Origin of the sequence: Psychrobacillus soli (genome assembly GCF_006861775.1) — a bacterium.
In the GTDB taxonomy this organism is placed as follows: domain Bacteria; phylum Bacillota; class Bacilli; order Bacillales_A; family Planococcaceae; genus Psychrobacillus; species Psychrobacillus soli.
Window position 1 is genome coordinate 47,535 of sequence record NZ_VDGG01000003.1, and the last position, 18,329, is coordinate 65,863.

The window sequence follows — 18,329 nt, forward strand, 5'->3', positions numbered from 1 at the left end:
CTGATGAATGTTGTCAGCTGTGCCTTTCCTATAGAAAGGAAGGGATGTATACCATGGGAAAAATTATAGAGCGTATTTTAGGTCTACTTACCGTACTTAGTTTTGCCGGGGTAATTATAACAGTAACAATTCAAATTATGTCGAGGTACTTACCTTATACAGCTATATGGACAGAGGAATTAACACGGTACTTTTTTTTGTATGCAATTTGTTTTGGAGCACCGCTTGCACTATTAAGAAATGAATTTATCAATGTAGACTTAATATTGAACCGGATGTCCAATGCATTCCGTCGATATTATGAAATAGTAATATACATAGCCATTCTTTTATTATGCGCAGTTATGATTTATGAAGGTTACAGATTTACATTAATCGGTCATAGTCAAACTTCTGCTACTATGCCGTTTCAAATGTCGTTCATTCATGCAGCGATCTTAATCATGTCCATGTTTTTAGCTGTTTATTCTGTTGTGAAAATTGTTCATTTGATACGTAATGAACAAGACTATAGTCAAGACTTCGGGGGGGAAGACTCATGATGGCATTATTGCTATTTCTATCTTTTATCGCGTTAATCTTTCTAGGAGTTCCAGTTGCTTTTAGTTTAGGACTCTCCTCCTTATTTTATTTATTTTTAAATGATATTCCACTTACAATTATTCCTCAAAAAATGTTTGGTGGATTAAACTCCTTCGTTTTGTTATGTATCCCAGGATTCATATTAGCAGGTAACCTTATGAATGCAGGGGGCATAACCGATCGTATTATTCATTTTGCGAATAACTTTATAGGACATATTCGAGGTGGTCTTGGACTAGCGAATGTTGGCTCATCTATGGGATTTGCAGGGATATCAGGTACCGCCTTGGCAGATGTATCTAGTATTGGTGCAATTTTAATACCGGCGATGAAAAAAGAAGGGTACGGAGCAGGTTTTTCAGCAGCTGTAACGGCATCTTCATCCACTGTTGGACCAATCATTCCTCCTTCCTTACCAATGATTATTGTAGGGACCCTTGCGTCTGTTTCTATTGGAGACTTATTTTTAGCTGGCGCCTTACCCGGAATTTTACTAGGACTTGGTTTAATGATTCCTACCTATATTATTTCCGTAAAACGTAATTATCCAAAAGGTGAACGTAAGAGTTTGAAAGAGATTGGAAAGAGTTTTACAGGTGCATTCTGGGCATTGTTTATGACGGTTATTATTTTGTTTGGTATTTTAGGTGGATATTTCACACCAACAGAAGCTTCTATCATTGCTGTTTTATATGCATTAGTTGTAGGAATCTTCATATACAAAGAATTGCCAATTAAAAAGATACCATCGCTTATGCTAGATTCGATGACAAGTACAGCTTCTATTATGTTGTTAGTTGGGTTTGCGAACCTTTTTGGTTGGATTATGGTTAGTGAACAAATTCCTCAATTAGTAGCAAGTGTAATTTTAGGGATTTCGGATAATCCAATTATCGTTATTTTATTAATTAATCTTTTATTGCTGTTTGTAGGAACGTTTATGGAAACTATTGCAGCATTAGTCATACTATTTCCAGTGTTACTGCCAGTTGCAATGGAAGTTGGAATGGATCCTGTTCAGTTTGGTGTCATGATGGTATTGAACTTAGTTATCGGATTAATCACACCTCCAGTAGGAGTTTGTTTATTCGTTGCTTCTCAAATTGGTAAAGTTTCCATTGGAAAAACGACGAAGGAATTACTTCCGTTTTTAGGTGTAAGTTTAATTATCCTTTTACTTGTGGCATTTGTACCGCAAATTACGTTGTATTTACCAAGTCTATTGAAGTAGGTGTATGAAATGATGAAAGCAGTATTAATACCTAAAGCGTTAGAATTACAATTAATTGATATTGAAAAACCAGCAGTAGTAGGGGATTCGGATGTACTAGTAAAGGTAAAGAGAGTTGGTATATGTGGCTCGGATATGCACATTTATCATGGAACGAACCCTCTAGCTACATACCCACGTATCGTTGGGCATGAGGTTACAGGAGAAGTTGTAGCGATTGGTCAGGGAGTAGAAAGTGTTCAGGTCGGTGATCATGTGGTAGTAGAGCCAATCAGAACGTGTGGAACATGTTACGCATGTCGAAGTGGTAGACGAAATGTTTGTGAAAAATTATCTGTCTTTGGTGTCCATGAAGACGGAGGCATGCGTGAGTTTATCGTATTACCTGAAAACCAATTACATATTGTAGACGCTGATTTAGAATGGGATGAGGTTGTTTTAGCAGAGCCGTATACTATTGGAGCGCAAGCTGTTTGGCGTGGTGGAGTTTCTGCAGGAGATACAGTATTAATACAAGGCTGTGGACCTATTGGAATTTGCATTTTGAAAATGGCTAAAATTAATGGTGCTACCGTAATGATGACAGATTTGAGTGCAGAACGTTTACAGTTTGCTAAAGAGAATGGAGCAGATTTTGTCATCGACGCTGGAAAAGAGTCTGTAATCGACAAAGTGAACCAAATAACCGATGGAGAAGGGGCAAATGTGGTTATCGATGCTGTATGTTTACCGTCTACATTTGAACTTGGCGTGAAAGTTGCATCAGTTGCTGGGACTGTAGTGGTGCTTGGATTTGACGAAAGACCTTCTTCCATTGCTCAATTGCCTATTACGAAAAAGGAATTAACAATTGTTGGATCACGTTTACAAACAAATCAATTTGGTAAAGTGGTCACTTTATTAAACGAACGTAAGCTAAGTCATGATGGACTAATTACTCATCGATTTTCTATTAATGATGTACAGGAAGCGTTTAAGTTTGTGGAAGAAAATCCGGATAAAGTTCGAAAAGCGGTTATCGTATTTGAGTGAGGAGGAATACTATGTTTCCAAAGTATGAAAGCATAAAAGAAGCTGTAAATGAAAGAGTAGTAGCGGTTGTACGTGGTAGTTCTTTTGAAGAAGCCATTGCCATTTCAAAAGCTGCAATTGCTGGTGGCATTCGTGCTATTGAAGTAACTTATACAACACCTCAAGTGAGAAAAGTGTTTGAAGCTCTACTAGACGAGAACGCAGTAATTGGTGCTGGAACTGTTCTAGATTCAGAGACTGCAAGAGATGCTATTTTGAATGGCGCACAGTTCGTCGTTAGTCCTAACTTCGATGAAAAAATCGCTACATTATGTAATCGATATAGTGTTCCGTACTTCCCAGGATGTATGACAATTGCTGAAATGGTAAGGGCAGTTGAAAGCGGCTGCGACATTATTAAGCTGTTTCCAGCGAATCAATTTGAACCAAGTTTTATTGGTTCTGTAAATGGTCCATTGCCTAATGTACGAGTGATGCCAACAGGAGGTATTTCACTGAAAAATGCTTCGGAATGGATTGACGCAGGAGCAGTAGCGGTTGGAATAGGCAGTGATTTAACGAAAGCATATCGTAATGATGGTGTTTCCGCCGTTATGGAACTTGCGAAGAAATATGTAGAACTTACAGGAGGTGATCCAAAATGAATATGACTTTTCGTTGGTATGGTCGTGATAACGATACTGTAACGCTTGATCAAGTAAAACAGATTCCAAATGTGAAAGGAATCGTTTGGGCACTTCATGCAAAACCCGTGGGGGAAGTTTGGGAGTTAGAAGAGATTCGTTCAGAAGTAGAATATATTCAATCTTTTGGATTCCATGCGGATGTAGTTGAAAGTGTTAACATTCACGAGTCCATAAAATTAGGTAATTCAGAGCGTGATCAATATATTGAAAAGTATAAAGAAACTATCCGTAACTTATCCAAGTTCGGTGTGAAGGTAATTTGTTATAATTTCATGCCAGTATTCGATTGGACAAGAACAGATATGTATCATCCATTGCCAGATGGTTCGACTGCATTATTTTATGAGAAGGCGAAAGTAGAAGGATTAGACCCACAAGAGTTAGTCCAAACGGTTTCTGAAGCAAGCGATTTGACATTACCAGGGTGGGAACCAGAAAAAATGGCTCGTATTGGTGAATTGTTTGAAGCGTATAAAGAAATAGATGAGGAAAGATTATGGGAAAACTTAAGTTATTTCTTGCAAGCTATATTGCCAGTAGCCGAAGAGTGTGATATTAGAATGGGGATTCATCCGGATGATCCACCTTGGCCAATCTTTGGTTTACCTCGAATTATGACTAGTGAAGCAAGTATTAAACGATTGTTGTCTATCTCGGATTCAAAATCAAATGGTTTAACGTTTTGTACAGGTTCATTGGGAGCGAATCCATTGAATAATATGGTAGATTTGGCTTCGAAATATGCACGGTATTCACCTTTTGCTCATATTCGTAATGTGAAAATCTTTGATAATGGTGATTTCATTGAAACGTCTCATTTAACTTCTGATGGATCAATAGATATCACAAATGTAGTGAAAGAACTATCTTCAATTGAATATGAAGGATATGTACGTCCAGATCATGGGCGTCATTTATGGGGTGAAAAGTGTCGTCCAGGGTACGGATTATACGATCGAGCTTTAGGAATTATGTATCTTCACGGACTTTGGGACGCTTATAAAGCGAGTAAATAGGAGGACGATGAAATGATACCTATACACGAAAACTTGTCGGGTCGAGTAGCTGTTATTACTGGGGGAAGTGGAGTATTGTGCTCCCGAATGGCGGTAGAATTAGCGCGACATGGTGTGAAAGTAGCAATATTGAATCGGACAGAAGAAAAAGGGAAAGATGTAGCACAGGAGATTGTCGGAAGTGGTGGGGAAGCTATTGCTGTAGCGGCTGACGTTCTTGACCGAACTTCGTTAGAAGGCGCCCGTGATTTCATTCTAGAAAAGTTTGGTCGAGTGGATATTTTGGTTAACGGAGCTGGTGGAAACCATTCAAATGCAATTACCTCAGTGGAAACGTATGAAAATGAAAATACGGAGAAGTCTTTCTTTGAGTTAGAAGAAAACGGATTTTCACAAGTGTTTGCAACAAACTTCACGGGTTCATTTTTGGCTAGCCAAGTGTTTGGGCGTGAATTGTTAAAACGTGATTCATCGGTCATTTTAAATGTTTCTTCCATGAGTGCGTACGCTCCAATGACGAAAGTTCCGGCGTACAGTGCGGCTAAAGCAGCTATTAATAATTTCACTATGTGGATGGCAGTTCATTTCGCAGAGACTGGCTTGCGTGTTAATGCAATTGCTCCAGGCTTCTTTTTGACAACCCAAAATCGAAATCTATTGTTGAATGAAGATGGAACGCGTACTCCAAGGTCTGAAAAAATAATAACAAGTACTCCGATGAAAAGATTTGGAAAACCAGAAGATTTGTTGGGGACGATGCTCTGGTTAGTGGATGATACATACTCTGGATTTGTCACTGGTATCACGGTACCTGTTGATGGCGGATTTATGGCGTATTCAGGTGTATAATGCATAAATTACAGTTAGCACTAGATCGTATGACAATAGAAGATTGCATTAATTTAGCTGAACAAACAAAAGAGTCTATCAATTGGATTGAAATTGGCACAGGTGTGATTAAAGAATACGGTATGATCTCCGTTCGAGAAATGCGGGCTCGTTTTCCTGAAAAAATCATTGTTGCTGATATGAAAACATGTGATGCAGGGAAGCACGAAAGTACTCAGGCGTTCGAATCGGGTGCAAATGTTACAACTGTCATGGGCTTTTCTCCAAATGCGACGATCAGACAGTGTTTGGAAGTAGCATCTAATTACAACGGCGAAGTAATGGTAGATTTACTCGGTGTTGAGAATGCCGAACGTGTAAATGAGATATATTCACTTGGAGCACGACTATTTTGTCTTCATGTTGGAAAAGATATGCAGCAAGAGGGAGAGTTAGCAACCTCGTTCCTGTTTCAACTAGTTGAAGGATTAGAAGATATTCGTATTGCAGTTGCAGGTGGTGTGAATATAGAGACTGCCCCTGGACTTCTGGAAGCTGGTGTTGATATCCTTATTGTTGGAAGTTTTATTACAGGTAGTGAAAATCCTAGTGCGAGTGCTAAACAACTAGCAAATGTGGAGTAGCAGGTTTCTAACACGACTTTGTAACTCTTTCTAATCAATAAAAAAGTATTTTTTGGAATTTATACTTGAAATAACTATATAAAACGAAAGGGAAGATACCATATTTTTAACAATGGTATCTTCCCTTCTGTTTTATAGCTTATTCCTTAATCTATTAATTTTACTTATAGTACTATTAATTTTTTGAAGTTTTCAATGTGTAGGGAAAAACGTATTATGAAATTAGTAATTCAGAAAAATTAGTTAAGTGAAATGGATTTAAGAATATTTAAAGTTCCGTTTCTATTCATATAATCTTTTAAAAACCAATTCATGAATTCACCCTTGTACATAATTATTGGCTGTGTATTTAAATCCTCGTAAGTCATAGTTTTAATCGGATAATGCAGAATTCTTTGATACTAGTACGTAAAACTGAATATCCATTAAAGCTTGTATATTGTCTTTTCATAAATAGCTATTAAGCTTATATCAATTTCTTGGTTAATAACAGATTCCCTTAAAGACAATGAACTCGCTTCAATATACTCAATTTCGAGTTGAGGGAATTTTTTTTGAAAGGAAAGTAAAGCAGGAGTTAAAAAGTATAAATGTAATCCTGCAACCGTACCGATTATAAGCTTTCTATTCGATTGTTTTATTTCCATAGATTTGTCTTTCATTTCATTAATAACCGCCATTATTTTCTGTGCTTGCTCTAAAAAAATGAGGCTTCTCCTGTAGGAACACCCCCATTTCGAGAGCAGGTAAATAATATTACTCCTATCTCTTTTTCTAATTTAGAAATAGATTGACTAAGTGCAAACTATGAAATAAAAAGTTCCTAAGCAGCTTTTGTTAATGAACGAAATTATTTGCATATAGAATATGTACTAATTGTTCCAACTGCATCTATGGTTCCCCATTCTTTTATATAGACTAACTATTCTGATCATTATATTGAAGCGTATCATACTCATCGCTATTAATAGATTGATTTTTTATTATTTCAGGTGCCTGGTATTTCGGGTGCCTGGCACCCACACAAATCGGAAACTATTCTGATAATTAAAAAGCTATTTCACAAAGGGAAGTCCATTGTGAAATAGCTTTTTCATCCAATGAACTTTGCAACTTCCTCATTAAATTTATCCATCTCGCAATAAAATAGTCCATGTCCACTGTATTCAAACGGTATCAAGATGGAACCTTTTATGCTTCGATGCATTAATTCGGCAAAATCGAAGGAGCATACTTTATCTTGTTTTCCATGCAAAATGGCCGTTGGAACGTTTATAAGTCGCAGATCATTCCGAAGATCTTCGTCTCGAAGGGAAACTAAACATTTTGCCGTAGCGTTGCCAGATGCAGCTAAGCCGAGGTCATGGAACCAATCGATAAAACTTTTTGTTAAGTAGCGTGCAAAGAAGATATCCCCAAAATCACTTAACATTTTAGGCCGATCTGTGTACGTTTCTTCTATTAATTTATCTACTTCCTCCACTGTTTTTCCGTATGGGAAATCTTGTCGTCTTGTGAAAACTGGGGCAGCAGCACCTATTAACGCTAGTTTTGACACTTTGTATCCACTATATCTAGCCATATATCGAATGGAAATAGCTCCTCCCATCGAATGCCCAGCGAGGGTTATATCTTCTAGACCAAGTGTATCAATAATGATGCGGATATCGTCCGCCAACCGATCATAATTGTATCCACTCCACGGTTTACTCGATTTTCCGAAGCCACGAATATCGATTCCAATGCAACGGTAGCCCATCGCTGGGAGATGATTGAATTGATACTCAAACATTCGATGATTCGCAGGCCAACCGTGGATAAATAAAATAGTTTTATTCGAAGTTGAGTTAATATCCTCCACAAAAATATTAACTCCTTTTTCCACTTTCACGTAATACCCCATTCATATTCCTCCAATGAACAGCTTTTTACCGACTTTACTAATGTATGAGCAATGAAATAGAGATATTCAATGATTGTTACAGAATTGTTACTGGTGCCAGGCACCAGTAACAAAATAGAAATATTTAATTCTGGAACAACAAAATTTTCTAGGGATGTTTGAGGGTGGTTAAATTTGTCTATGCTTTTGCGGAGTAGGTAATTTTTGAAATCATTATTTTTAAGGAGACTATGAGTATGGCAGAAGAAAAGAAAAATCTTTCCACGAGAAGAGACTTTTTAAAAACATCAGGGGTTGCTGCTGGAGCTTTAATCGGTGGGGGGCTAATTGGCGGATTGGTTGGTTATAACGTCAATGGTACTAGTCCAACTACCGCACCAAAAGGGACGAGCCCGAGTGATCATACGCAACATGCGAATGCTGGTTTTCAGTTTTTCAAAAATAATCGAGATTTTGAGGTGCTTTCCAACGCGACGGAGCGAATTTTTCCTAAAGATGATTTAGGGCCAGGTGCAATTGAGTTAGGAGTTCCTTATTTTATTGATCGTCAATTAGCAGGGCAGTATGGAAGCAACTCGAGGGAGTATATGCATGGACCATTTGCGGTGGGTGCTCCAACGCAAGGGTATCAGAGTCGTTTGACACGCGCTGAAGTTTTTAAGCAGGGAATTGAGAAATTAGAAGAAGAGGCTAATAAAAGATATGAAAGTGGATTTTCAAGTCTTGAGCCGGAGCAAATGGATGAAATATTAACTGCTTTTTCGAAAGATGAAGTGAAAATGTCTGGAACGACCGCCGCTTTTTTCTTTAAAATGCTTCGAGCTGCAACTTTAGAAGGTGCATACTCAGATCCGATGTATAGTGGAAACAATAATATGGATGGCTGGAGAATGAAAGAGTTCCCTGGACACCAAATGTCCTACATTAGCGTAATTGAAAGTGACAAATTCCAAAAAATTGAGCCGAAATCGCTTGGCAGTATGTGAGAATAGAGAGGGGTATTACTAATGGCTACTACATTACCGAAAGTGGACGCTGTTGTTGTTGGGTTAGGATGGACGGGTGGTATAATGGCTGCTGAATTAGCGAAAGCAGGGCTAAAGGTTGTTGGTTTGGAAAGAGGAGAAGCCCGAAATACGGAGGATTATTTGAAAGTCCATGACGAATATCGATATGCGGTTCGATATGAGTTAATGCAAAACCTTTCGAAAGAGACCATTACTATTCGAAATCACCGTAAAATGCCTGCGTTGCCAATGCGCCAATTAGGTTCTTTCTTACTAGGAAACGGATTAGGAGGATCAGGTACGCATTGGAACGGGCATTCCTGGATATTTTTACCGTATGATTTTAAAATTAAAACCATGACGGATGAAAAATATGGACCCAATAAATTATCGAAGGATTATTTGCTGCAAGATTGGGGAGTTACTTACGAGGAGTTAGAACCATATTTTTATAAATATGAACAAACGCTTGGAATTTCTGGTGAAGATACGAATCCTTTTTGGGGAAAACGAACAAATCCATTCCCAACGCCACCGATGAAAAAGACGCCGATATTAAAGAAATTTGAAAGCGCTACTCAAAAGTTGGGTTATCATCCGTTTATGTTGCCTTCTGCCAATTTGTCTGAACCTTATACAAATCCGGATGGAGCGGCGATAAATAGTTGTCAATATTGTGGTTTCTGTGAGCGTTTCGGCTGCGAATATGGTGCAAAGAGCTCGCCTGAAATCACCGTAATACCGACTGCTGAGAAGACGAATAACTTTGAAATGCGATTCCGAGCAAATGTCGTTGAAGTGATTAAAAATGGGAATAAAGTATCTGGTGTTAAATACTTAGATACACTTTCTGGTGAAGAATTTATCCAGGAAGCAGAAGTAGTTGTTCTAGCAAGTTATGTCATGAATAATGCAAAACTGCTAATGGTATCTAATATTGGTGAACAATATAATCCAGATACCGGAAAGGGAACGCTTGGAAAAAACTATTGCTATCAAATTCTACCTGGTGTTAACGGTTATTTTGATGAGCAGATGAATACGTTTATGGGTGCGGGGGCACTTGGTATGACGATTGATGATTTTAATGGGGATAGTTTCGATCATAGCGACTTAGATTTTATTCATGGGGCAAGTCTTTCTATTACACAAACTGGTGTGAGACCGATTGAAACAAATCCAATTCAGCGTGATACGCCTACATGGGGGGCAGAATTTAAGAAGAATTCTATTTACAACTATACTCGTACCTTGGGGATTGGTGGGCAAGGTGCCTCAATGCCACATAAAGAAAATTTCCTTTCACTGGATAGTAAATATAAAGATGCATACGGTTTACCGCTTCTTCAAATGACGTATAATTTTACAGACCAAGATAAAGCATTGCATAAATATTTAACGGAGATATCGGCAAATATTATGAAGGAAATGGGCGCAAAAACGGTCGAAGGTAAAAATCCTATTACCGATTATGACATTGTCGGTTATCAGACGACGCATAATACGGGTGGTACGATTATGGGGGCAAGCCCTGATAATAGCGTTGTGAATACTTACTTACAACATTGGGATGCGGAGAATTTGTTTGTCGTTGGTGCAGGGAATTTTCCGCATAATGGTGGATATAATCCGACCGGAACAGTTGGGGCGCTGGCTTATAAAAGTGCGGAAGGTATTATTAAATACAGTAAAACAGGTGGTTCACTCGTTTAATTGACTTAGCAGAAGTCCCCCGCTTCTATAAGTGGCGGGGTGACTGTTAAAATGCCTATAGGGTCCAAACTCCCTGCTCCTGTTGCGGTTACTTGTCGTAAAGGAACGTCAGTGGAATAGCATTTTTACATTAAACCGTGTATTAGACGAAAAGCGTAATGAAGCAGAATAAGTAAAGATGAAAAGCCAAGAATATGGGTGCAAAAATCCATCTAGTATTTGGCTTTTTTGTGTTACAGAATTGTTACTGGTGCCAGGCACCAGTAACAATTCTGTAACAATAATAATTTGGAGTGTGGATGTAATGCTTGTACTTGAACGAGGGTTTTGGAGTATGATGGAGGAAAGGGGTTGGAGGGATTTGTTTGAAGCCAGTTATTGGTGTTTCGTCAGATTTGAAGGAAAAGGTTCTTTCGGTATCTACCGATAATATTCATGCGGTTGCTAGGTTTGGTGGGGTTCCCATTGTGCTGCCTAATTTGCAGGAGGATGGGATCGATTTGATTGTAGAGATGATAGATGGGCTTCTTTTGACTGGCGGAGGAGATATTGATCCGACTTTGTTTGGGGAGGAACCGCATCAGCGTTTGGGAAGTATTGTTCCAGAGCGAGATGCGTTTGAAATACAACTTGTTCAAAAAATGTTGGAAAAGAATAAGCCGATTTTAGGAATTTGTCGTGGTGCACAAATTTTAAGTATTGCTGCAGGTGGAGACATGTATCAGGATATTTATACTCAATCAACGGAGCAACTTTTGCAACACGATCAACAAGCGCCAAATTGGCATGCATCACATTTTGTGCAGGTAACAAATTTATCCATTTTGAGTAGTATTATTGGGGTGGAAAAGTTTAAAGTGAATAGTTTTCATCACCAAGCGGTCCGCAATATTCCAAATGGATTTATCGTGAGTGGAATAGCGAGTGACGGTATTATAGAAGCTTTTGAAAGTGAAAATCATTCGTTTGTTATGGGGATACAATGGCATCCGGAGAGCTTATTGTTGAAAGATGATTTCGTTTCCGCGGCAATTTTTAGTTGTTTTATAAATGCTTGTTCAAATTGAATTTATTGAATAAATATAGAAAACGACTGCTTACGAGTAGTCGTTTTTGTTATGAGCGGCTTTAGTCTTGTTTTCAAAGGTACATTAACAATAGAGATAGCTTTTATTAGTTTAATGTAACCGATTATTTGTGAGAAATACATGTTTTATTTTTTCATGAAATGAGGCCAGAAGGGCAAGCTACACTGTATAGAAAAAGGAGGTATTTTGTTTGATTAGCTGGATTAAACTGACGTTTTCTACATGTGTTTTTGTCTTTCTTCTTTCCACGACTGTTTCTGCAGCTGAAGAACCATCGAGGGAGCAAATTTTAGAAAAGCGAATGGAATACTATATAAAATATTCGAGCGATGTTTTACCTTGGTATTATTTGGCTGCAATTGATCAGTTTGAACGCAATATCCAAGAGGTTAGGAACGATATTCCAAAGCGAGAGGGTGCCGTAGCTATTCAATTTTCCGACGATTATTGGACAGGTGTACTGAATCCTTTACTAGATGATACCAACTTAAATTCGATTGCTTTTTTTAATGGCCGAGGATTAGATGGCAATCAAGACGGCATCGCTGACCGGAAAAATGATGATGATGTGATGTTTACTTTAACCGAATATTTAATGCAGTTTGGGGTTATGGAAAAAGGTTTTGAAAAGGCGTTAAAGAAATATTATCAACGCGACGAAACCGTAAAACAAATTATGACGAACGCAGAAATTTACAAGGAATTTGAAACGTTAAATTTAGATGCACGCGCCTTTCCACTTGCGATCAATCACAATTATAGTTATCGCAGTACGTGGGGTGACTCAAGAGGCTGGGGTGGCAGACGAATGCATGAAGGTACCGACTTGTTTGCATCTTATAGCGTCCCAGTGAAGTCCACTACTTTTGGTAAAGTGGAAGTGATGGGCTGGAATGACTACGGTGGTTGGCGCATCGGTATTAGGGACGTGAATAACACATATCATTATTATGCCCACTTATCCGGATATACGAAAGATTTAAAAGAAGGAGATATACTCGAGCCTGGAACAATAATTGGGTATGTAGGTAGTTCGGGTTATGGAAAAGAAGGTACATCCGGAAAATTTCCACCACACTTGCATTATGGCATGTACAAATACAATGGTCGAGTTGAATGGGCATACGATCCATTTCCTTCTTTAAAGAGATGGGAACGAGAAGAACAAAGTAAGAAAAATAAGTGAAAAAACTCCAGCAGCTCCCAAGTTGCTGGAGTTTTTGTCGTGATAATGTTACAGGATTGTTACTGGTGCCAGGCACCAGTAACAATCCGAGGCACCAGTAAACAATCATACAACGATTTAAATGCCGATTATATTTATTAGAGTGATCCAATATAGGTGTTGCATGAGGACTAGTGTGTAGAGTAGTAGTGCGACAATGATTAGAAATTGCATGTATTTTTTCGGTTGAAGTTTAGTGATGATATACATAAATAGAAGCGGGAGAATAATTTTTATTAAGTAGAAAGTAGGGATATTACTTTCGTATATAAAACGCATTAATGGATTAGCCTCGGAAATATGACCGTTTCGAATGCCGAAGTCAGTGGAGATAGAATCAAAAATGGCTAGTAACAGGAGTAGAAATGCTAATGAGAGCTGTTTTCTAAGAAAAGGAAGCTGTATTTTTTCATTCACGGATGTTGAATTCCTTTCGATTCTAATAAGTATTCTTTTTCACCTAATGCTATTATGTGGAAAATATTGTTTGATTATACGTAATTTCAAAGGGAAATATGTTACCACGATTAATTTTTAGTAAAATGGGTAATGTAAAAAGAGGATATATACAAGTTGGAGGATTCAAATGACAAAGATGAATCGTGGAATTATCACTGCTTTATCGGCAATTGGACTAGCGCAAGGCTTGAAAATACTTACGCATAAAAAAATAACGGGAAAATGGGATCTTAAACAAGCGTTTACAACAGGTGGAATGCCGAGCTCGCATTCAGCAGGGGTAGCCGCACTTGCATCATACGTAGCTGCTAACAAAGGAACTCGTCATACAGAAACAGCACTGGCAGTTGTGTTTGGCGCTATTGTTATGTACGATGCGCAAGGAATCAGAAGACATACGGGAGAAATCGCACAGCTGGTGAATGATTTAGAAGACAATATCGCCACATTGTCTGGTAACTTTCCAAGTTTTGAGTATGTACAGCGAGAAGAAGAGTTAAATGAGTTACTGGGGCATCAGCCGGTAGAAGTAGTAGCAGGTGCTATTTTAGGGACAATATTTGGAATTGTATGTGCGAAATTGGAAGATTGAAATGATACCGGACATAGCATAGTATAAGAAAACCATGTCGGTAAAAATTACGACTTGGTTTTTCTTATTTTGTCGTGTTAGCTGTGTAGGTTCTGTTTTCCCCATCTGCGTATTCGACTTCTAAGTTGAAGTTGTTGTATGCATTTACACCGAAATCTGAGGTTACTTTTTCGATTACTTCCTCATCACTCATCTCTTTCATTAAATACAATTCCATAAAAATTGGTTGTAGGAGTGTATATGCAGCATCTCCTTGTACATCTGCAGCAGCATGCATACTTTTATACATTGCTTCAGGTTTTAACGAGTTTCCATAGTATTCCGCAATTATCGCTTCTTTTTTGTCTGGTGTACTTATGTGTAAATTTAAAAAACGGAAGCAGAATTCGTTCTCTGGGCTTTCTGCTGTTAGAGATTCATCGACTTTCTCATTTTGTTCCTCCTCAAATGCTGTTCCATCAGGTACGTTTTCCTCTGGCTCATCATTATTTCCACAAGCATCGTTGATGATAGTAGTATTGTTGCAAGTGTGATGTGTTTTTTTGTTCTCATGTACATTCTCCTCTCAAGAGAAAAAGCACTAAAAAATGTTGAAATTCCAGTTGCAGAAGAGATGTTGGAACAATCGATTCAACAGAATATAGAGTTTTTAGTACTTATAGCGGGATCTTTTGAGGAAACGGAGGAAGCTGCAGAAACGGAATTAATCAAATGGAGTAAACAAGTCGGTGAACAACAAGCGGCTTTATTTACCCAATTTTCAACGATAATAAAACCATATGCTAAAAACCGTTTATGGAAGATAAAAGCGATTTCTCGTAAAGGGAAGTCGTTTTTTTAATAAAGAAAGTAAAGCACACCAATAAAACTTCGAAGGGACAGATATTTTAGGCATTACAAACATACAGTAAAAAATGATCGTTTTCATTCAAAATTTAAACAATGTTCAAAAAATCATTTACTTTTATAATGGAAGAAGTATAATGTATTTAAAAATTAAATTTTCAGAATATTATTGTGAGGGAGGTTGAATTATTTTGGTGAGGGCTTCTTTTATAACAGATGAACAGGAGTTATTTCGAAAGTCTTTGCGAAAAATGCTAGATAAAGAGGCGTACCCTTTTTATGATGAATGGGAAGCGAATCGAGCTATTCCTAGGGATTTTTGGTTGAAAATGGGGGAGAATGGATTTTTATGCCCGTGGGTAGAGGAAGCTTATGGGGGACTTGGGCTTGATTTTTCGTATTCGATGATTTTGATTGAGGAGTTAGAACGAGTAGGACAGGGGTTAGCAAGTGGAATGTGCCTTCACTCTGATATTGTAAGCCCTTACATATCGACCCTTGGTACGGAAGTCCAGAAGCAAAAATGGCTTCCTGGCTGTGTAAGTGGTGACTTAATTACCGCAATTGGGATGACGGAGCCTGGTGTTGGATCCGATTTAGCGGGAGTGAAGACGACTGCTCGAAAAGACGGAGACACCTATATATTAAATGGTGAGAAGACATTTATAACAAATGGTCTAACAGCAGATATTGCGGTTATTGTGTGTAAAACGGATCCAGATGCTGTACCCGCACATAGAGGGATTAGTTTGCTCGTTGTGGAGAAAGGGATGGAAGGTTTTAAGTATGGAAAGAAACTCGATAAAATCGGCATGCATAGTGGCGATACCGGGGAATTGATATTAGAAGATGTGAAAGTTCCCGTAGCAAACTTGCTCGGGGAAGAAGGCAAAGGATTTTATTATCTCATGCAAAACTTGCAGCAAGAGCGTCTAGTCGTCGCGATTCAATGCCAAATCGAAGCCGAAGAAATGCTTCGTATTACTATTGACTATGTAAAAAGTAGGAAAGCATTTGGTCAATCGATTAGTAAATTTCAAAATACCCAATTTAAAATAGCAGAAATGGCAACTGAAATAGATATCGGTCGCACGTATATCAATCAGTTGACCGCTCGCCATATCGCGAACGATGACATTGTAAAAGAAGTGTCTATGGCAAAATGGTGGATTAGTGAAATGGCTAAGCGAGTGGCGGCAGAGTGCTTGCAGCTGCACGGAGGCTACGGATATATGGAAGAATACGAGATTGCGAGAAGATACCGAGATATTCCAGTAGCGAGTATTTACGCAGGAACAACCGAAATTATGAAAACAATTATTGCGAAGAAGCTAGATTTATAAAGGAAAGGAGGAATCATCGTGAAGCTCTCAGAAATAAAGTTACAAAAGAAAAAACAAGAAATCATCTTATCGGCTGTCAAAATAGTAAACGAAAAAGGTTATCAAGGTGCAACGATGGAGGAAATTGCTGCAGAGCTTCTTATGACGAAAGGTTCTCTCTATTACTACTTTAAAAATAAAGAAGATCTCCTTTTTCAATGTCACGAAATGGTGTTGGGGCAGGCAATTAGTGAGTTACAGGATTATTTTAATGAAAATATATCTAATGAACAGAAACTACGCAAGATGATTGCCAATCATATCCGCTACATGATCGAAGAAAAAGAGACGTTCAATATGATTCTAAAGCCTGTCCAAACTTTTTCAAAGGATTATCTCCATCCGATTTTACGTAAGCGAAATGAATATGCAGCGTGGTTTGACCAAGTTATCCAAAATGGGATTGCAGAAGGGGATTTCACAATAAAAGAACCGAAAATGGCACGAATGATTTTACTTGGTTCCATGAACTGGATTCAGCAATGGTACAAACCAGATGGGGACAAGACAATAGAGGACTTACAAACGATTTATGCAGATTATTTGTTAAAAGTTGTGAAGTAAATGACACCATATAAAACAAAAGGGGATCTGATATATGTTCGTTACGGAAAAATTGGCACTCCATGCAAAAGAGCAACCTGACCATTTCATTACACAGTTTAATGGTAGAAAAATAACGTACTCCGTATTCTATGAACAAGCTAAGAGATTAGCTGGTTATTTTCAAGCAAAAGGCTACAAACAAGAAGATATTATTGCAGTTTACTTGAATAACTCAGACTTTTTTCTAGTTTGTTATTATGCATGTCAGCTTGGTGGATTTAGCGTAATGCCTGTAAATACAAAGCTTGCTGCTCCTGAAGTGGACTACATATTCACGCATTCAGAAGCAAAAGCGCTTATTTATGGAACGGATATGGAGCCGATTTTGAATGAAATCCCTGAAACATTTGCAAAATTTCAAGATACACTTGTAGTAGGAGAAAGGGAAGGGTTAATCGAGATATTAGCAGATGCGGCTATTACTTTCGAAGAAGTGATCGAGAGCGAGGAACGGACGAGCGTCGTTTTTTATACTTCCGGTACAACTGGTAAACCAAAAGGCGTTCTGTTAACAGCAAGCAATGTGAGAGCAGCAGCACAAATATGGGGGGAAGCAATGGAACTAAACTCCCAAGATCGCATGCAAATAGTCGCTCCACTATTTCACTGTGCAGCGAGTCATGTTTTTAGTATTCCTGTCATTTATGCTGGTGGAACGATTGTTATTGAAGAAGGATTTTCTCCTGAGCGAGCTTTAAATACGATGGAACAAGAGGATATTACGATATTCTTTGGCGTTCCTGCGATGTACAGTATTTTATTGAATACACCAAAAATGGAAAACTTACAATTACCTCAACTTCGACTATTTACTTACGGAGCAGCTCCAATGCCATATGAATTAATTCGAAAGGTTAAAGCATTATATCCAGATGTGAAAGTTCAAAACTTATACGGTCAAACAGAAAATTCTCCGGCCGCTACGACGCTAAAAGATCATCACGCATTAGAAAAAGTTGGATCAGTAGGAGAACCGCTCCCGCAAACGCAAGTACAGGTAGTAGATGAATTTGGGGAGCCCCTACCTGTTGGTCAAGTAGGAGAAATCGTTACAAAAGGTCCGCAAGTGATGAAAGGTTATTTGAAAAATGAAGAGGCAACAAGAAGGGCGATTCAAAACGGCTGGCTCTATACCGGTGACTTAGGACGTTTTGATGAAGACGGCCTGCTTTATATCGTGGATCGAAAAAAAGACATGATTATCCGGGCAGGGGAAAATGTATATCCGGTGGAAGTAGAAGAAGTGCTATACCAAATTCCCGAACTTTTAGAAGCAGCAGTAGTTGGAATTCCACATACTGTTTACGGAGAAGTTCCAAAAGCTTTTGTTGTGTTAAAAGAAGGGCGGACACTTGCAGAAGAAGCTATTATTTCTTTTTGTTCGAAACGATTGGCAAAATATAAATTACCGGAAGAAGTTGTATTCATCGATACTCTACCTAGAAATGCAAGTGGAAAAGTGTTGAAAACAGCTCTTCGAAAAGAATAA

General features: G+C 38.3%; 20 protein-coding genes. 16 read left to right on the plus strand and 4 right to left on the minus strand.

Annotation, left to right across the window (positions count from 1 at the left end; translation table 11 throughout):
• Positions 1-53: 53 nt before the first annotated feature.
• Genes FG383_RS02135 through hxlA form a run of 7 tightly spaced genes read left to right on the plus strand, consistent with a single transcriptional unit; the run spans position 54 to position 6,019 of the window.
• Positions 54-542, plus strand: coding sequence for a TRAP transporter small permease (locus tag FG383_RS02135; RefSeq protein WP_142605199.1), 489 nt, complete (start codon positions 54-56; stop codon positions 540-542).
• A complete protein-coding gene (locus FG383_RS02140) occupies positions 539-1,813 on the plus strand; it encodes a TRAP transporter large permease (RefSeq protein ID WP_142605200.1) in 1,275 nt (424 codons plus the stop codon). Before FG383_RS02135 ends, FG383_RS02140 begins: the two co-directional genes overlap by 4 nt.
• Before the next feature lie 12 nt (positions 1,814-1,825).
• Positions 1,826-2,845 carry a zinc-binding alcohol dehydrogenase family protein gene (locus tag FG383_RS02145; RefSeq protein WP_142605276.1) on the plus strand — a complete coding sequence of 340 codons (1,020 nt, stop codon included), beginning with the start codon at positions 1,826-1,828 and terminating at the stop codon, positions 2,843-2,845.
• Between the two features lie 11 nt (positions 2,846-2,856).
• Entirely contained in the window at positions 2,857-3,489 is a 633-nt protein-coding gene (locus tag FG383_RS02150; protein ID WP_142605201.1) for a bifunctional 2-keto-4-hydroxyglutarate aldolase/2-keto-3-deoxy-6-phosphogluconate aldolase, read from the plus strand.
• A complete protein-coding gene (uxuA, locus tag FG383_RS02155) occupies positions 3,486-4,547 on the plus strand; it encodes a mannonate dehydratase (protein WP_142605202.1) in 1,062 nt (353 codons plus the stop codon). Before FG383_RS02150 ends, uxuA begins: the two co-directional genes overlap by 4 nt.
• A gap of 12 nt (positions 4,548-4,559) precedes the next feature.
• Positions 4,560-5,396 (plus strand): SDR family oxidoreductase, encoded by an 837-nt coding sequence (locus FG383_RS02160; protein ID WP_142605203.1) that lies wholly within the window; start codon positions 4,560-4,562, stop codon positions 5,394-5,396.
• Positions 5,396-6,019, plus strand: coding sequence for a 3-hexulose-6-phosphate synthase (gene hxlA / locus FG383_RS02165; protein WP_142605204.1), 624 nt, complete (start codon positions 5,396-5,398; stop codon positions 6,017-6,019). The genes FG383_RS02160 and hxlA overlap by 1 nt, the downstream gene beginning before the upstream one ends.
• Positions 6,020-6,444: 425 nt before the next feature.
• Here the strand turns inward: hxlA and FG383_RS02170 are convergent, their stop codons facing one another.
• Together FG383_RS02170 and FG383_RS02175 are read right to left on the minus strand one after the other, a co-directional pair.
• Positions 6,445-6,681, minus strand: a complete 237-nt coding sequence (locus tag FG383_RS02170) for a LysR substrate-binding domain-containing protein (RefSeq protein WP_221887498.1) — start codon at positions 6,679-6,681, stop codon at positions 6,445-6,447.
• A gap of 431 nt (positions 6,682-7,112) precedes the next feature.
• Entirely contained in the window at positions 7,113-7,922 is an 810-nt protein-coding gene (locus tag FG383_RS02175; RefSeq protein WP_142605206.1) for an alpha/beta fold hydrolase, read from the minus strand.
• A 236-nt stretch (positions 7,923-8,158) separates the two neighbouring features.
• Here FG383_RS02175 and FG383_RS02180 point away from each other — a divergent pair, with 236 nt between their 5' ends.
• The 4 genes from FG383_RS02180 (at position 8,159) to FG383_RS02195 (ending at position 12,916) form a co-directional block, all read left to right on the plus strand.
• Positions 8,159-8,908 (plus strand): gluconate 2-dehydrogenase subunit 3 family protein, encoded by a 750-nt coding sequence (locus FG383_RS02180; RefSeq protein ID WP_142605207.1) that lies wholly within the window; start codon positions 8,159-8,161, stop codon positions 8,906-8,908.
• 21 nt (positions 8,909-8,929) lie between these two features.
• Entirely contained in the window at positions 8,930-10,642 is a 1,713-nt protein-coding gene (locus tag FG383_RS02185; RefSeq protein ID WP_142605208.1) for a GMC family oxidoreductase, read from the plus strand.
• 365 nt (positions 10,643-11,007) lie between these two features.
• Entirely contained in the window at positions 11,008-11,709 is a 702-nt protein-coding gene (locus FG383_RS02190) for a gamma-glutamyl-gamma-aminobutyrate hydrolase family protein (protein ID WP_142605209.1), read from the plus strand.
• A 211-nt stretch (positions 11,710-11,920) separates the two neighbouring features.
• A complete protein-coding gene (locus tag FG383_RS02195) occupies positions 11,921-12,916 on the plus strand; it encodes a M23 family metallopeptidase (RefSeq protein WP_425467613.1) in 996 nt (331 codons plus the stop codon).
• A gap of 117 nt (positions 12,917-13,033) precedes the next feature.
• On the opposite strand, the gene FG383_RS21585 is transcribed toward FG383_RS02195, so the two are convergent.
• Positions 13,034-13,372 (minus strand): DUF5658 family protein, encoded by a 339-nt coding sequence (locus FG383_RS21585; protein ID WP_221887499.1) that lies wholly within the window; start codon positions 13,370-13,372, stop codon positions 13,034-13,036.
• A 169-nt stretch (positions 13,373-13,541) separates the two neighbouring features.
• Here FG383_RS21585 and FG383_RS02200 point away from each other — a divergent pair, with 169 nt between their 5' ends.
• Entirely contained in the window at positions 13,542-14,006 is a 465-nt protein-coding gene (locus tag FG383_RS02200) for a divergent PAP2 family protein (RefSeq protein WP_142605210.1), read from the plus strand.
• Between the two features lie 64 nt (positions 14,007-14,070).
• Here the strand turns inward: FG383_RS02200 and FG383_RS21215 are convergent, their stop codons facing one another.
• Positions 14,071-14,517 (minus strand): YusW family protein, encoded by a 447-nt coding sequence (locus tag FG383_RS21215; RefSeq protein ID WP_142605211.1) that lies wholly within the window; start codon positions 14,515-14,517, stop codon positions 14,071-14,073.
• Between the two features lie 39 nt (positions 14,518-14,556).
• Between FG383_RS21215 and FG383_RS02210 the strand changes: the two genes are divergently transcribed.
• The 4 genes from FG383_RS02210 (at position 14,557) to FG383_RS02225 (ending at position 18,329) form a co-directional block, all read left to right on the plus strand.
• Positions 14,557-14,847 carry a hypothetical protein gene (locus FG383_RS02210; protein ID WP_142605212.1) on the plus strand — a complete coding sequence of 97 codons (291 nt, stop codon included), beginning with the start codon at positions 14,557-14,559 and terminating at the stop codon, positions 14,845-14,847.
• A 199-nt stretch (positions 14,848-15,046) separates the two neighbouring features.
• The gene (locus FG383_RS02215) at positions 15,047-16,195 is read left to right on the plus strand and encodes an acyl-CoA dehydrogenase family protein (protein WP_142605278.1); all 1,149 of its coding nucleotides are present in this window, start codon (positions 15,047-15,049) and stop codon (positions 16,193-16,195) included.
• Positions 16,196-16,213: 18 nt separating this feature from the next.
• Entirely contained in the window at positions 16,214-16,798 is a 585-nt protein-coding gene (locus tag FG383_RS02220; protein ID WP_142605213.1) for a TetR/AcrR family transcriptional regulator, read from the plus strand.
• A 34-nt stretch (positions 16,799-16,832) separates the two neighbouring features.
• Entirely contained in the window at positions 16,833-18,329 is a 1,497-nt protein-coding gene (locus FG383_RS02225) for a class I adenylate-forming enzyme family protein (protein WP_142605214.1), read from the plus strand.

What these genes read in the sequence shown, in the direction of transcription:
- FG383_RS02170 (WP_221887498.1), bottom strand. Translation starts at nt 6,681, where the DNA reads ATGAAAGACAAATCTATGGAAATAAAACAATCGAATAGAAAGCTTATA.
- FG383_RS02175 (WP_142605206.1), bottom strand. Translation starts at nt 7,922, where the DNA reads ATGGGGTATTACGTGAAAGTGGAAAAAGGAGTTAATATTTTTGTGGAG.
- FG383_RS02160 (WP_142605203.1), top strand. Translation starts at nt 4,560, where the DNA reads ATGATACCTATACACGAAAACTTGTCGGGTCGAGTAGCTGTTATTACT.
- hxlA (WP_142605204.1), top strand. Translation starts at nt 5,396, where the DNA reads ATGCATAAATTACAGTTAGCACTAGATCGTATGACAATAGAAGATTGC.
- uxuA (WP_142605202.1), top strand. Translation starts at nt 3,486, where the DNA reads ATGAATATGACTTTTCGTTGGTATGGTCGTGATAACGATACTGTAACG.
- FG383_RS02145 (WP_142605276.1), top strand. Translation starts at nt 1,826, where the DNA reads ATGAAAGCAGTATTAATACCTAAAGCGTTAGAATTACAATTAATTGAT.
- FG383_RS02225 (WP_142605214.1), top strand. Translation starts at nt 16,833, where the DNA reads ATGTTCGTTACGGAAAAATTGGCACTCCATGCAAAAGAGCAACCTGAC.
- FG383_RS02210 (WP_142605212.1), top strand. Translation starts at nt 14,557, where the DNA reads ATGTACATTCTCCTCTCAAGAGAAAAAGCACTAAAAAATGTTGAAATT.
- FG383_RS02200 (WP_142605210.1), top strand. Translation starts at nt 13,542, where the DNA reads ATGACAAAGATGAATCGTGGAATTATCACTGCTTTATCGGCAATTGGA.
- FG383_RS02150 (WP_142605201.1), top strand. Translation starts at nt 2,857, where the DNA reads ATGTTTCCAAAGTATGAAAGCATAAAAGAAGCTGTAAATGAAAGAGTA.
- FG383_RS02135 (WP_142605199.1), top strand. Translation starts at nt 54, where the DNA reads ATGGGAAAAATTATAGAGCGTATTTTAGGTCTACTTACCGTACTTAGT.
- FG383_RS02180 (WP_142605207.1), top strand. Translation starts at nt 8,159, where the DNA reads ATGGCAGAAGAAAAGAAAAATCTTTCCACGAGAAGAGACTTTTTAAAA.
- FG383_RS02140 (WP_142605200.1), top strand. Translation starts at nt 539, where the DNA reads ATGATGGCATTATTGCTATTTCTATCTTTTATCGCGTTAATCTTTCTA.
- FG383_RS02185 (WP_142605208.1), top strand. Translation starts at nt 8,930, where the DNA reads ATGGCTACTACATTACCGAAAGTGGACGCTGTTGTTGTTGGGTTAGGA.